The sequence below is a fragment of the Ornithinimicrobium murale genome (assembly GCF_003352835.1).
Classification (GTDB): domain Bacteria; phylum Actinomycetota; class Actinomycetes; order Actinomycetales; family Dermatophilaceae; genus Ornithinicoccus; species Ornithinicoccus muralis.
In genome coordinates, this window is record NZ_QLVD01000001.1 from 76,696 (window position 1) to 90,001 (window position 13,306).

Annotated in this window: 9 protein-coding genes; 2 read left to right on the forward strand and 7 right to left on the reverse strand. The window is 68.7% G+C overall.

Annotation, left to right across the window (positions count from 1 at the left end):
* Positions 1-140 precede the first annotated feature (140 nt).
* Positions 141-866 (forward strand): L,D-transpeptidase family protein, encoded by a 726-nt coding sequence (locus tag DPQ65_RS00330; RefSeq protein ID WP_114905395.1) that lies wholly within the window; start codon positions 141-143, stop codon positions 864-866.
* Between the two features lie 70 nt (positions 867-936).
* Here DPQ65_RS00330 and prfB read toward each other — a convergent pair whose 3' ends face one another.
* On the reverse strand, positions 937-2,055 hold the full coding sequence (gene prfB / locus DPQ65_RS00335; RefSeq protein WP_114905396.1) for a peptide chain release factor 2: 1,119 nt from the start codon (positions 2,053-2,055) through the stop codon (positions 937-939).
* 11 nt (positions 2,056-2,066) lie between these two features.
* Positions 2,067-2,519: a MerR family transcriptional regulator gene (locus tag DPQ65_RS00340; protein WP_114905397.1), complete on the reverse strand. Its 453-nt coding sequence runs from the start codon at positions 2,517-2,519 to the stop codon at positions 2,067-2,069.
* Positions 2,520-2,578: 59 nt separating this feature from the next.
* Between DPQ65_RS00340 and DPQ65_RS00345 the strand changes: the two genes are divergently transcribed.
* Positions 2,579-3,562 (forward strand): NAD(P)/FAD-dependent oxidoreductase, encoded by a 984-nt coding sequence (locus DPQ65_RS00345; RefSeq protein WP_114905398.1) that lies wholly within the window; start codon positions 2,579-2,581, stop codon positions 3,560-3,562.
* A gap of 9 nt (positions 3,563-3,571) precedes the next feature.
* On the opposite strand, the gene DPQ65_RS00350 is transcribed toward DPQ65_RS00345, so the two are convergent.
* The 5 genes from DPQ65_RS00350 to DPQ65_RS00375 form a co-directional block, all read right to left on the reverse strand.
* On the reverse strand, positions 3,572-5,005 hold the full coding sequence (locus DPQ65_RS00350; protein WP_238146588.1) for a nitronate monooxygenase: 1,434 nt from the start codon (positions 5,003-5,005) through the stop codon (positions 3,572-3,574).
* 136 nt (positions 5,006-5,141) lie between these two features.
* The gene (gene holA, locus DPQ65_RS00355) at positions 5,142-6,122 is read right to left on the reverse strand and encodes a DNA polymerase III subunit delta (protein ID WP_114905399.1); all 981 of its coding nucleotides are present in this window, start codon (positions 6,120-6,122) and stop codon (positions 5,142-5,144) included.
* A complete protein-coding gene (locus DPQ65_RS00360) occupies positions 6,119-8,371 on the reverse strand; it encodes an ATP-dependent DNA helicase (protein WP_114905497.1) in 2,253 nt (750 codons plus the stop codon). The genes holA and DPQ65_RS00360 overlap by 4 nt, the downstream gene beginning before the upstream one ends.
* 1,074 nt (positions 8,372-9,445) lie before the next feature.
* Positions 9,446-10,120, reverse strand: a complete 675-nt coding sequence (locus DPQ65_RS15425) for a hypothetical protein (RefSeq protein ID WP_162801930.1) — start codon at positions 10,118-10,120, stop codon at positions 9,446-9,448.
* A 442-nt stretch (positions 10,121-10,562) separates the two neighbouring features.
* Complete coding sequence (locus tag DPQ65_RS00375; RefSeq protein ID WP_114905402.1) at positions 10,563-13,220, reverse strand: MGH1-like glycoside hydrolase domain-containing protein; 2,658 nt, start codon at positions 13,218-13,220, stop codon at positions 10,563-10,565.
* Between the last annotated feature and the right edge of the window lie 86 nt (positions 13,221-13,306).

Sequence of the window (13,306 nt, forward strand, 5' to 3'; positions counted from 1 at the left end):
TGCCACGTTACGTGTGAGGCTGCTGTGATTGTGGTAAATCGCCCGGTTCGGGCGTGGTGTGTCCCTCGGAGCCCGCAACCTTTCTCGGCCCCGGGAGCGTTGGAGCAAGGACAGGGTTTGACAATTCGGGGAGGCACACGATGACACGATCCACCGCACCCAGATCAGGGTGGGCACCTTCTCGGCGGAGCCTGCTCCGCGGTGGGGCGGCCAGCGCCGTCGGCGGTGCCCTGGCAGTCCTGGCCGCCACTCCCAGCCAGGCGGCCTGGCCGACCTTCACCACCGGCGCTGCCGGGGACCACGTGTGGGCCGTCCAGCGGATGCTGGGCGAGCGAGGCTACTGGTGTGGCGCCCCGGACGGCTACTTCGGCGGGCTGACCGAGCAGGCCGTCTATGCGATCCAGAAGGCCGGTGGACTGACTCCGGATGCGATCGTCGGTCGCAACACGCTGCGAGCGCTGGCCCACTGGGTCCTGCCGCCGGTGCTCGATGAGGGGACCGGCACCCGGGTGGTCATCGACCTGCAGCGCCAGCTCCTGACCGTGCTGCACGACGGTGCCCTGCAGCTCACCCTGAACACCTCGACGGGCAACGGCGAGCCGTATGACTGGTACGGGCGCGAGGTCAAGGCCACCACGCCGCCCGGTGAGTTCGCGGTCTTCTCGACCTACAGCCAGGGCTGGCAGACCGGACCGTTGGGCGACCTGTACCGACCGCAGTACTTCAACGGGGCCATCGCGGTGCACGGCTCGGACCACATCCCGCCGTGGCCCGACTCCCACGGGTGCGCCCGCGTGTCCGTCGCCGCCATGGACATGCTCTGGGGCGGCACGATGACCACCGGCACCCCCGTGCGCGTCGTCTGACCAATTTTTGGGGAGGTTCGGACCGCGCCCCACATCTTCTTGGGGAGGTTCGGACCGCGCGACGTCCCGCCTACTCCTCCGCGGCCGCGCGCTCCTGGCCACGCTTCCAGCGGATCCCGGCCTCGATGAAGGCGTCGATCTCACCGTCGAGGACAGCACCGGTGGAGCCGACCTCGAACTCGGTCCGCAGGTCCTTGACCATCTGATAGGGATGCAGGACATAGGAACGCATCTGCTCGCCCCAGCTGGCCTTGATGTCGCCAGCCATCTCCTTCTTGGCCGCGTCCTCCTCCTGCTTCTTGAGCAGTAGCAGTCGCGACTGCAGGACCCGCAGGGCGGCGGCGCGGTTCTGGATCTGGCTCTTCTCGTTCTGCATCGAGACGACCGTGCCGGTCGGGATGTGCGTCATCCGCACGGCTGAGTCCGTGGTGTTGACCGACTGACCACCCGGGCCAGAGGAGCGGAAGACATCGACCTTCAGATCCGCCTCGGGAATCTCGATCGTGTCGGTGGACTCGATGAGCGGGACGACCTCGACCGCTGCGAAACTGGTCTGCCGGCGCCCCTGGTTGTCGAACGGACTGATCCGGACCAGCCGGTGCGTGCCAGCCTCGACGGCCAGCGTGCCGTAGGCATACGGGGCCTTGACCTCGAAGGTCGCGGACTTCAGGCCCGCCTCCTCGGCGTAGGAGGTGTCCAGCACCGCGGTGGAGTAGCCCCGACGCTCCGCCCAGCGCAGGTACATCCGCATCAGCATCTCCGCGAAGTCCGCCGCGTCCACGCCCCCGGCTCCCGCGCGGATCGTGACGACGGCCTCGCGCTCGTCATACTCCCCGTTGAGCAGCGTGCGAACCTCGAGCTCACCGACGGCCTTCTTCAGTTTGGCCAGCTCGACCTCGGCCTCAGCCAGGGTCTCGGCGTCGGACTCCTCCTGCCCCATCTCCACGAGTGCCTCGAGGTCGTCGACCCGGGCCTCCATCGAGGTCACCCGGTCATGCTCGGCCTTGACCCGCGAGAGTTGGCTGGTGACCTGCTGGGCATGCTCCACGTCGTCCCAGAGGTCCGGCGCGGAAGCCTGCGCCTCCAGGTCCTCGATCTGGCGCTCGAGCTTGTCCAGGTCACTCACGTCCCGGACCGACTTCACAGTCGTCCGGAGGGTCTTGATCTCGCTGTCGAAGTCCAGTGCCACAAAGAGACAGACTACGCGAGGTGACGGTCGGTGACGGCGGCGCCGTCGATGAGGTCCTGGACGGCAGCTCGGAAGCGCGGGCAGGTGGTGATGTCGTGGGCCTGGCACTCAAGGGCGTGCCGGGTCATCTCCCGGGAGCGTTCCATGTCGCGCATCCGCCGCTCCAGATCGGCGAGATGCTCCTCCAGGATCGTATGCCGACCCGCGGCCCGGGCGTCCAGCAGCACCCTGATCTGGGCCAGGCTCATGCCCGCCGCCTTGCTGCGCACGATGATCGCCACCCGGGTGAGGTGGTCCGGTCCGTAGCGGCGGCGTCCACCGCCGTCGCGCGCAGGGTGCAGCAGTCCCTCGTCCTCCCAGTAGCGCAGAGCGTGGGTGGGCAGGTTGAACCGCTGCGCCAGCTCCCCCACCGACCACCCCGGCTCGGCCGCGTCACGCACTCCACCCGCTGACCTTGACTTCATGTTTACATGAAGTCACATCCTGGGGTGGAAAGCAACGTCGACACGAGAGCGAGAACGCTATGACCACCCCCGTCTCACCGATCATCCACGAGCCGCGCGTGCCGGAGGAGGTCGACGTCGTCATCATCGGCGGCGGTCCCGCGGGACTGCAGGCCGCCCTCACCCTCGGCCGCGTGCACCGCCGGGCACTCCTGGTCGACTCCGGCCGCTACCGCAACGACGCGGCCACCCACCTGCGCAACTTCGTCACCCTCGATGGGGTCCCACCCGCGGACTTCCGCACCCGCGCCCGAGCCGACCTCCCGGCATACGAGACCATCACCGTCCACGACGGGGAGGTGACCGACATCGCGGGAGCCCTCGGTCGGTGGGTGGTGCACACTGATGAGGGGTATGCCGTGCGCGCGGCGGCCGTGGTCCTGGCCACGGGGCTGCGCGACACCCTGCCGGCTGTGCCCGGCCTGGAGCAGCTGTGGGGCGATGTCGTCGCGCACTGCCCGTACTGCCATGGCCACGAGTTCGCGGGGAAGCCCGTCGGGCTCCTCGGCCTCGGACCCGCGACCCGACACCTGGCGGGGGTGATGGGGCCTGTCGCCTCCGAGGTGCTGGTGTTCGGCGACGGGACCGCACCCGAGGAAGAGCTCGCGGAGGACCTGCGGGCGCTCGGGGTCACGGTGCACCCTCAGCAGGTCACCGGAGTCGAGTCCAGCAGCCTCGGAGCGGAGGTCGCCCTCGCGGACGGGACCGTCGTGGAGGTGGGTGGCCTGTTCATCAGAACCGTCCTGAGCCAGGCCTCTCCGCTCGTCGAGCAGCTGGGGCTGGACCTGCTGTCCTCGGGCTGCGTCGAGGTGGATGACTTCGGGCGGACCAGCGTGCCCGGCATCTATGCCGCGGGCGACCTGGCGCACCGGGCGAGCCTGCCGATGCCCATGGCCTCGGTCCTGGCCGCCGCGAGCGCCGGGCAGGTGACGGCCGCGGCCGTGGTCATGGACCTCACTGCCGGCACCCGGCCCCTGCCGGAGGCCGTCGAGCGGGCCGGTTGACCGCCCGGCTCAGGCGAACTGGACCCGGCGCAGCCGTGCCGTCGGCACCCGTGTCAACAGCCACTCGACGGCCTGCTGCGCGGACCAGCCCTCGACATAGGTGCGGATCAGCTCGCGCGCTCCGGCCAGGTCCTGTCCGAGCGTGACCAGGCGGGTCTCGGCGTAGCCGTCCTTGCGCTCCTGCCCCAGGCCGATGTTGGCCATCAGACCGTTGCACAGGCACTTGCGGCCGACGGTGTCCTCCTCGTCGCCGCCCTTCTTCAGGAACATGTGGACCGGCTCGGCCGCGCAGCGGTAGCCGACCTCGCCGTCCTCTCGCTCATACGGCGTGCGGAGGTAGGACAGGTCGCAGAGACGGGGACGTGCCTGGTAGGTCTCCTCCTCGCTGGCGGTGTCCTCGAGGCTGGCCACCTTGAAGGGGAAGCCGGTCGGGCTGGCGAGCGCGTCGTTCTTGACATCGAGTGTGCCGTCCCGCAGCTCCTGCAGCATGGTGCTGCGGGTGGCGTTGGTGATGCCGCTGTCGAGAGAGAGCGCAAACAGGGTGCCGACCTGGACACCGGCGGCGCCCACCGCGAGGGCTTCCTCGACCCGCTCCGGCGTGCCGTAGGCGCCGGCGAGCCAGAACGGCAGGCCCAACTCGACCATCTTGGCCAGGTTGACGTCGTCGCGGGGACCGTAGACCGGTTCCCCGTGCTCGTCGAGCTGCATCTTGCCGCGCGGCGGCGCGCTGTGCCCACCCGCGACCGGGCCCTCGACGACGAATCCGTCGGGGCGGATCTCCGGGTCGCGATAGAGGTAGTTGGCCAGGGCGTCGGCGGACACGATGGCCAGGAAGTCCGGACGGCGCATCGCGGGCAGGGAGTCCCCCAGCAGGTCAACGGGGTCGACCTCGATGTGACGCTTGATCCGGCCACCGAGCACGTCGGCGGTGATCCGCCCGGGCCGTCCGGCGGAGATCTCGGTGAGCAGCCGCGGGATCTCGCGCGGGATACCAGCGCCCATCAGCACGTAGTCGACACCGGCCAGCACCGCACCGAACAGGGCGGTCGGCGTGGCCATCTGCACCTTCTCGAGACAGTTGATGCCGACGGCACCGTCGTGCCCTTCCTTCGCCAGCCAGACCTCGACGAAGTTCCCCACCACGCCGAGCTCCTGGCCCGCGCGGGCAGTCGCCAGCGTCAGTTTGGGGATCGGCTTGTAGGGGGTGCCCGGCGAACGACCACCGGCGATGAAGTACTTGTCCATGACCCGCGCGGCCATGTCGGCGTCGGGGAAGGCGGCCATCGCACGCCGCATGTGGCCACCGGGGTCACCGTCCTGCAGGCGGCGGGAGAGCACCGCGTCCATGGCCGTGCCGGAGACGACGCCCATCTGACCGGTCATGGCGACCTCGCGGGCGAGCTGCCAGGAGGAGACGGCGACGCCCATGCCCCCTTGGATCACGACGGGGAGAGTAGTGGGAGCCACAGGGGCCTCCTCATGGGTCTTGGGTGCTCGGCTTACGTCACCGTAAGTTTCGCTTGCGTAACCTACGGTAACGTAGCCCAGCCGTTCGGCGCTAACCCAGACCCTAACCCGCTCAGCCCCGACGCGCCCGGCACACGGCCAGGACGGCCATCTCCACGGCATACTCCGGGTCCCGGGCGACCGCGGTCCCGGTGCGCACCCCGCCCTTGACCTCCACGTCTGCCGCGGCAACGGCCTGGATCGCCCGGCCGAGGCGCGGCCCGTCCCAGCCCTGCGCGGTGCGTCGAGCCTGATCCACCTGCCAGGGCGCCATCCCCAGGTCTCGCGCGAGGTTCCCTGAGCTCGCCCGCCCGGCACTGGCGACCTTGCCGACCTGACGCAGCTGCATCGCCAGCACCGCGATGATCGGCACCGGGTCCAGTCCCCCGGCCAGCGCGTGCCGCAGGAGGCGCAGGGCCTCGGCCGTGTCACCACGGAGGGCGGCATCGGCGACCTTGAAGCCGGTCGTCTCCACCTTGTCGCCGTAGTAGGTCTCCACGTCGGTCGTCCGCACCTTGCCCGTGGTGTCCCGGACCAGCTGGGCACAGGCAGTGGCCAGCTCGGCGACATCCTTGCCGACGGCCTGCACCAGGGCCGTGGCGGCCGGCTCCTCGATCTGCCGCCTGGCGTCCTTGAACTCCTGCTGGACGAACGCGATCTTGTCCCGGTCGGACTTCACGGCGGGCGCGGTGATCACCCGGCCAGACTTCTTGAACACGTCCAGGACCCGCTTGCCACGGTTGCCGCTCTTGTGCCGCACGATCAGCGTGACCCCGTCGGGCGGAGCCTGTGCCAGGGAGTGCGCATCCTCGACCAGCGCGTCGTCGGCCTCGTCGAAGTCCTCCACGACGAGCGCGGTCCAGCCGCCGAACAGCGAGGGGCTGGCGTGCACGCCGAGCGCACCGGGCTCGTAGTCTGTGGCCGCGATCCGCACCACGTCGAGCTCGGGATCGTGGGCTCGCAGGGTGGTCAGGACCGTGTTCACCGCGCGCTGGGCCAGGATCTGCTCCGGGCCCGAGACCAGGACCAGATCGGGGACGTCGGGCTCGCTCACAGCTCCAGCATCCCATCGGCCTGCAGCTCCAGACCCAGCTGGTTCAGACGTGCTGTGATCGCATCGGGGGGCAGCTGCAGGTGGTCGGCGGCCTCGGCCAGGTCGATCCCGGCCTCCACGGCATCGCGCAGCTCCTCGTCCTGCTCATCGGTCCAGGCGTGCCCACCGGTCACGGCCGTGCGAGCGCTGCGGGCCACCGGCGGTGGATCCGCCACCGGTGCCCGGTCAGCCCCGTTGGCTCCCTCGGTCGCCGACGCGGGCGCCGCCGCACCGGTCCCCCGCAGCACCGGCTCGGCGACCGGCAACGTCTCGGGCGCGGTCTGGTCGAGCCGTTTGAGCGCATCGAGCACCATCTGCCGGTTGGTGGTCGGCCAGAACGGCGGCAGCGACTTCTGCAGGAACCCGGCATAGCGGGCGGTCATCATCCGTGAGTCGAGGAAGGCCACGACACCGCGGTCCTGGCCGCGCCGCACCAGCCGCCCGGCGCCCTGGGCGAGCTTGAGCGCAGCGTGGGTGGCTGCGACCTGCATGAAACCGTTGCCTCCCATGCGGGCGATCGCCTCGGAGCGGGCCGAGGACAGCGGGTCGTCGGGCCGGGGAAAGGGGATCCGGTCGATGATCACCAACTGGCATGCCGACCCGGGGACGTCGACTCCCTGCCACAGGGACATGGTGCCGAACAGGCAGGTGGAGGCGTCGGCGGCGAACTGGCGCACCAGCGTCGGGGTCTGGTCATCGCCCTGACAGAGCACGGTGATGCCCGCGCCCTCCAGCCGGCTGCGCATCTCCTCGGTGGCCGCCTCAGCGGCTCGCCGGGAGCTGAACAGGCCCAGCGTCCGACCACCTGCCGCGCGGACCAGGGCCTCGATCTCGTCAAAGACCTTGTCGGAGGTGCCGTCCCGGCCTGGCGGCGGCAGGTTCTTGGCGACGTAGGCGATGGCCTGCTGCTTGTAGTTGAAGGGGCTGCCCACGTCGAGGCCGTTCCAGGCAGGCCCACCGCGGCCGGTGAGTCCCAAGGTGCCGCCGACGGAGTCGAAGCTGCCACCCAGCTCGAGGGTCGCGGAGGTGAGCACAACAGTGCGGTCGGCAAACAGCTTGTCGCGCAGCAACATCGCCACGCTCATCGGGGCCACTCGCAGGACCGCTCCCCGCATCCGGTCCTGCGTGATCCAGGCGACGTCCAGCTCGCGCTCCTCCAGGACGCGACCGGCTGTGTCAAAGACCTCGTCGACCGCGACGCGGGCGACCTGCCGGGCGCCGTCGGCCTCCTCCTTGCCGGATGGCTTCAGCTCGGACTGCAGGGCTCGCGCCGTGTCGCGCACGGAGGTAAGCGCCAGCACGAGCCGGTCGGGCAGACCGGTCATCCGCCCCTCGGGCAACTCGTCCAGGACGGTCTGTAGTCGGGTGGCGGCCTCGTTGAGTTCGGCGGTCTCCCCCATGCGAGCGGCCCGCTTGGCGGCGGCGGCGATGGTGCCCGAGGTGAGCTCATCGGTGATCGTGGAGGTGACCCGGTCGACCAGCTCGTGGCCCTCGTCGATGATCAACAGGTCGTGGTCGGGCAGCATCTGCCGGCCCTCGAAGGCGTCGATCGCCATGAACGAGTGGTTGGTGACGATGACGTCGACCTGCTGGGCAGCGGCCCTCGACAACTCGACAAAGCACTCCCCCACCTGTGGGCAGCTCTGTCCGAGGCACTCCCGCGCCGAGACCGAGACCTGCCGCCAGGCACGGTTGCTGACGCCCGGCACCAGCTCGTCGCGGTCGCCGGACTCGGTCAGCTCGGACCACTCGCGGAGCCGGAGCACCTCCTCGCCGAGGCGGGAACGCTCCTTGTCGACCTGCCCGACGGACATCAGGGTGTCCTCATCCTCGTCGGGGAAGCCACCGCCGAGCTTGTGCTGGCACAGATAATTGGCCCGCCCCTTGACCAGCGCGAACGTCGGCCGCCGACCCACGACCGACTCAATGGCCTCGGCGATGCGCGGCAGGTCGCGATCAATGATCTGGGCCTGCAGCGCGAGGGTGGCCGTGGCCACGACGACCGGCTTCCCGGTCGCCATGCCGTGCGCGATGGCGGGCACCAGATAGGCCAGCGACTTGCCGGTGCCAGTCCCCGCCTGCACGAGCAGGTGCTCCTCGCGCTCCACCGCATCCCGAACGGCGTGGGCCATCTGGACCTGCCCGGGCCGCTCGGTGCCGCCGACTCCCTGGACCGCTGCGTGCAGGAGGGCATCGAGATCGGCTGGCATGACCCCAGGGTATGCCGCGGAGCCGACACCGGTGGTCACACCAGGGCGACTGTGGACAACTTCTGCGCTGTGGACCACGACTGCGCTGCTGCGGGAATGCGCCACTCCACACTGCTGACCGTTCTACCGTGCCTGGTTCTGGCGATCACCGCCCGCGAGGGTAGTGAGGTCGAGTCCTCGCAGAACACCAACGACACAAGCATCGCGACCGCCACCACCCCACCTCAGCACGGCGGCGAAGCCGGCTCTTCGAGCGGGCCCTGAGCCATGCCGCCCTGCCCTCCCGGTCCCACACGATGCCACCCTGGCGTGCGCCACGGTCCCGGTCGACGGCGAGTGGAGTCAGCAGGCGCTGACCGCGGACGGGAGCTTCGCCACACCCCCTACCGACGGTGTTGGCGTGGCTGGCTGGACCGGGATCGGACCGCTCCGGCTCAGCCGTGGCGCCGAGGAGAGCACGCAGGTCGGACGCGTCGTTGACGACCACCTGGCGTGGGAGATCACCACGACGGAGGCGTTCGGCCCCGGCAGTCCACCAACACTGGCTGGTCGTTCGACAGCTTTGCCGACGACTCGGTCCTGGTGGGGGCTGTCGACGGTGAACTCACCTATCAGGATGTCGACATCGACCTGGTCCGGCTAGACCCACGGACCGGGGAACTTCTCTGGCGGGTGGGACTGGGAGCAACCTCTGCCGACGAGAAACCGGCCCGGCTCGGACTGGGGCTGGTCAGTGCCGCAGAGATCTCGATGGAGGCAGCCGACGGGATGCGGGATATCGACGTGACGAACGGTGCCGACCACCCGGCGACCGCCGCGGACCGGCACTGGATGGAGGACTACGACCTGGTCGATGTCAAAACGCCCGGGATCGGCCCGATCAGATCATGGTCTAGGCTCGTTATCGCCTGCAGGACGGCGCCGGCGAACCCGCAGAGGAGCCGCTCCGGCCACTGCCCGCCACCATGGGGAGCCGAACTCGATGACGGTGCCCCCTGGTGGTGGCGGAGCCCGCGCACTCACCGCCTACACCGCCCCAGTGTCAGGCGGTTGAAGGGGGAAGCCGTGCGCGAATCATGGGATCTCGGGCCAGATGCCGGGCGCGTGTTCACCGCATGTCTGGACAAGCTCCAGAGCCGCTTCACCGGGCACCTCGCCGTATGGGTCCCAGGGGGACTGACCACTGTAGTACGACTCCAGCCACGTGATCTCTGTCGGGGCCTCGGCGATTGCGTAGCCCTCGTTGCGGATGCACGGCGCGACCACCTCAACAAGATAGGCATACTGCTTCTCCGCTTGAACGCGCGGCAACTGATCGCTCACCCGGGGGTCCGCGGGCACCTTCACCATGCAGGTGTATAGCACCAGGTCAAGTGCCTCCGACTGCTCCTGAGGCACCCGAGGAAAGGAGACAGCACCACCATTCACTGAGACATCAAACCCCTGGTCCTGAAAGCACTCCGTCTGCGCTTGTGGCCATTCTGCTTGGTTCAGAAATGGCCCACGCTCAAGGTCGGGCAGCGGATCGATATCTCGGAACTCGGCGAATTCCTTGACCGTTCTTTCATGCAGTGCGACTAATTCCGCCTCGTTGTAACTCGGCCAATCGGCCCCGGGAGCTGCGTTACCGGTCTCCCAGGAAGCAGATTGGTGTGCCGTCGACGGGAGGGTGTCGACCGATCCGATCGGTTCATCAATGGTTCCCGAGCAACCGCCCAGAAGGGCAGCGCTGCAGACAGCGCTGCCCACCAAGGTCAGCCTCCGCACACGTCGCCTGGAGCGCAGTAGCAGTTTGAACTCTGCCCCGCCGTAAACTGACCATCGGTCCATGCTTCAACGTGCCGGGTTCCCGCGCCTACATGCGTCCGTGAATAGTGCCAGCCTGTGGTGGATTTGTAGGAAACCACAGCACCATCGATATAATGCGTGGAAACACCATTCTGCTTCGTATTAATTCCGCACGTCTCATTCTGCCCACACGATTCCCATGTTGCGGTTGCAGCAGCTGGCCCCACCCCCCCCCAATGAGCATGAAAAGTGCTGTCACCGCCAAGGTCCCCAGAAATCGAACTGGCCCGTTGCCCTTCATCCTCCGCCCCTTCCTCGCTCTCCCCGCCCCAATGACGGCGTGACCACAGTCAACCATCGTATAGCGCCGAGCACAAGGATAAGGTACGCCACCCAAGACCTATCATCGATTACGGATCCCCTCCGGCGCACAGATGAAGTGCGCCACCATCGCGGTCCAGCCCGTCTGGTGCGAGGCGCCCAGTCCCGTGCCGTCGTCGCCGTTGAAGTACTCGCTGAACGTCGGGTGCACGTCCCACAGCGGGCCGCTCGGGTGATGGATCGGGGTGCTCGGGCGGCGCCCGTTAGGCCCCTGCCGGAACAGGGAGACCAGACGCTGCTCGACCTCGGTCGCGATCTGGGTCAGCGCCAACCTGCGCCCGGAGCCTGACGGGAACTCCACCTGCAGGTCGATGCCGGCACCGCGGCCGTAGATCCGCAGCGCGTCGGTCAGCATCGTGTTTACCGGGAACCAGATCGGTCCGCGCCAGTTGGAGTTGCCGCCGAACATGCCGGAGCGTGACTCTGCGGGCTCGTAGCGCAGCCCGAGTTCGTCGCCGCCCACCCGCACCGTGAGTCCGTCCCGGTGCACCGCGGACAGCGAGCGGATGCCGTGCGGCGCCAGGAACTCCTCCTCGTCGAGCAGATAACCGACCAGCGAGGTGAGCTGCTCCTGACTGACCATCGACAGTGTGCGCACCGAATAGCCATGGAAGTTGGTGTGCAGCAAGGCATCCTGCAGTTCCGGGCGGCGCTCGGTCCACCCGCGCAGGAAGTCGGTGAGGTCCGGCAGCTCCTGGGCCACCCAGTTGGGTAGGATCGCCACTCCGGTCAGCGGGAGCAGTCCGACCATCGAGCGGACTGGCATCCGGTGCGCTGTTCCGTCGGAGTCCACGAGGACGTCCTGGAAGAAGTTGCTGTCCGGGTCCCACAACGAGACATCATCGACCCCGGTGTCCTCCATCGTCTCGGCGATCGCCAGGAAATGGACCAGGAACTTGGTGGCCACCTCGTCCCAGGCGGGGTCCTCGCGGGCGAGCTCGATCGACATTCGGAGCATGCGCAGGCAGAACATCCCCATCCAGGCCGTGGCGTCGGCCTGTTCCAGCCGCCCGCCACCGGGCAGTTCCTCAGAGCGGTCGAAGAGGCCGACGTTGTCCATGCCGAGGAAACCGCCCTCGAAGACGTTGGACCCGTCGGCGTCCTTGCGGTTCACCCACCACGGGAAGTTGAGCAGCATCTTGAGCACGATGCGCTGCAGGAAGTCCCGGTCCCGGTTGCCGTCGATGCTGTAGACCTGCCAGGCCGCCCACGGGTGCACGGGTGGGTTGACGTCGGAGAAGTTCCACTCGTACGCCGGCAGCTGCCCGTTGGGGTGCATCGCCCACTCGCGGCACATCAGCAGGAGCTGGAACTTGGCGAAGGCCGGGTCGACGTGGGCCAGTGGCACGGTGTGGAAGGCCAGGTCCCACGTCGCGAACCAGGGGTACTCCCACTCGTCGGGCATCGAGATGACCTCGGCCAGGTTGACGTGCTGCCAGTGCGTGTTGCGGCCCGTGTGTCGATCAGCCCGTTGCGGCGGTGGCGGTGGCCCGGCCGGGTCCCCGGACAACCACCGGGGCACGTCGTAGAGGTAGAGCTGCTTGCCCCACTGCAACCCTGCGAAGGCACGCCTCGCGATGTGCCGGTCCTCCTCGCAAGTGCCCTCCGGGATGACCTCGGCATAGAACTCGTCAGTCTCCCGTCGGCGGTCCATGAGCACCTGCTCGGCATCGCCCTCAGCAGCCCCACCGGACAGCTGGGTGAGCCGCAGGCGGATGCGGACGGTCTCACCCGGCGGCACCTGGTCGAACCGCCACCACAGCGCTGCCTTGGTGCCGGTCTGGTCGGGGTTGGTGGCCGCTTCACCGTGGACGATGGTCCGGTCGATCGCGTCCTTGGGGTAGGCCGTGTGGCCGGCCGGGACCGAGCCCGCCCCATAGAGCGCTGCATTGTTGGTCTCGTTGTCACAGAACAGCACCCGTGGAGATCCTTCGGCCGTCAGGCGAACCTCGCCCAGTGCCTGGTGGCGAGCCAAAACAGTGACCTGCCCCTCGGCATACTCCCCTTCCCCGCCCCCCAGGAGAATCCCGGGACGACGGTCGTCCAGACCCCACGCCCACGTGTTGCGGAACCACAGTTGCGGCACCAGGTGCAGCGGCGCCGGGTCGGGCCCGTGGTTGGTCGCGGCGATCTCCACGACGATGTCGGTGGGCGACGCCTTGGCATGGGTGACGACCACGTCGAAGAACCGGTTCTCGTCCAGCACACCGGTGTCGGACAGCTCGTACTCGTCCTCCGCGAAGCCGCGGGCCGCGTTGGTGTGGAGGAGGTCCTGATATGGGAAGGGCGCCTGTGGGTAGCGGTACAGCCACTGCGCAAAACTGTGGGTGGGCGTCCCTTCGAGGGCCCACCAGTACTCCTTGGCGTCCTCCCCATGGTTGCCCTGCGGATTGGTCAGGCCGAAGAGCCGCTCCTTGAGTCGGTCGTCCTGCCCATTCCACAGCGCCAGCCCCAGGTTGAGGTAACCGTCGATGTCACACAGCCCCGCCAGACCGTCCTCACCCCAGCGGTAGGCCCGCTGGTGGGCGTGGTCGAACGGGAAGTGCTCCCAGGCGTTGCCATCGGCGGAGTAGTCCTCGCGGACCGTGCCCCACTGGCGGGCTGAGACGTAGGGGCCCCAGCGACGCCAGAGCGCACGGGGGTCCTCGGACTCGTTGACTCGCTGCTGCTCGGCGTTCACGCGCCCACCCTGCCATCCCACCCATTCTTGGGGAGGTTCGGACCGGCTCCCACCCATTCTTGGGGAGGTTCGGACCGGTCGGCGGC

Coding starts and splice junctions, on each gene's coding strand:
- DPQ65_RS00330 (WP_114905395.1), top strand. CDS start 141: ATGACACGATCCACCGCACCCAGATCAGGGTGGGCACCTTCTCGGCGG.
- DPQ65_RS00340 (WP_114905397.1), bottom strand. CDS start 2,519: ATGAAGTCAAGGTCAGCGGGTGGAGTGCGTGACGCGGCCGAGCCGGGG.
- DPQ65_RS00345 (WP_114905398.1), top strand. CDS start 2,579: ATGACCACCCCCGTCTCACCGATCATCCACGAGCCGCGCGTGCCGGAG.
- DPQ65_RS00360 (WP_114905497.1), bottom strand. CDS start 8,371: ATGCCAGCCGATCTCGATGCCCTCCTGCACGCAGCGGTCCAGGGAGTC.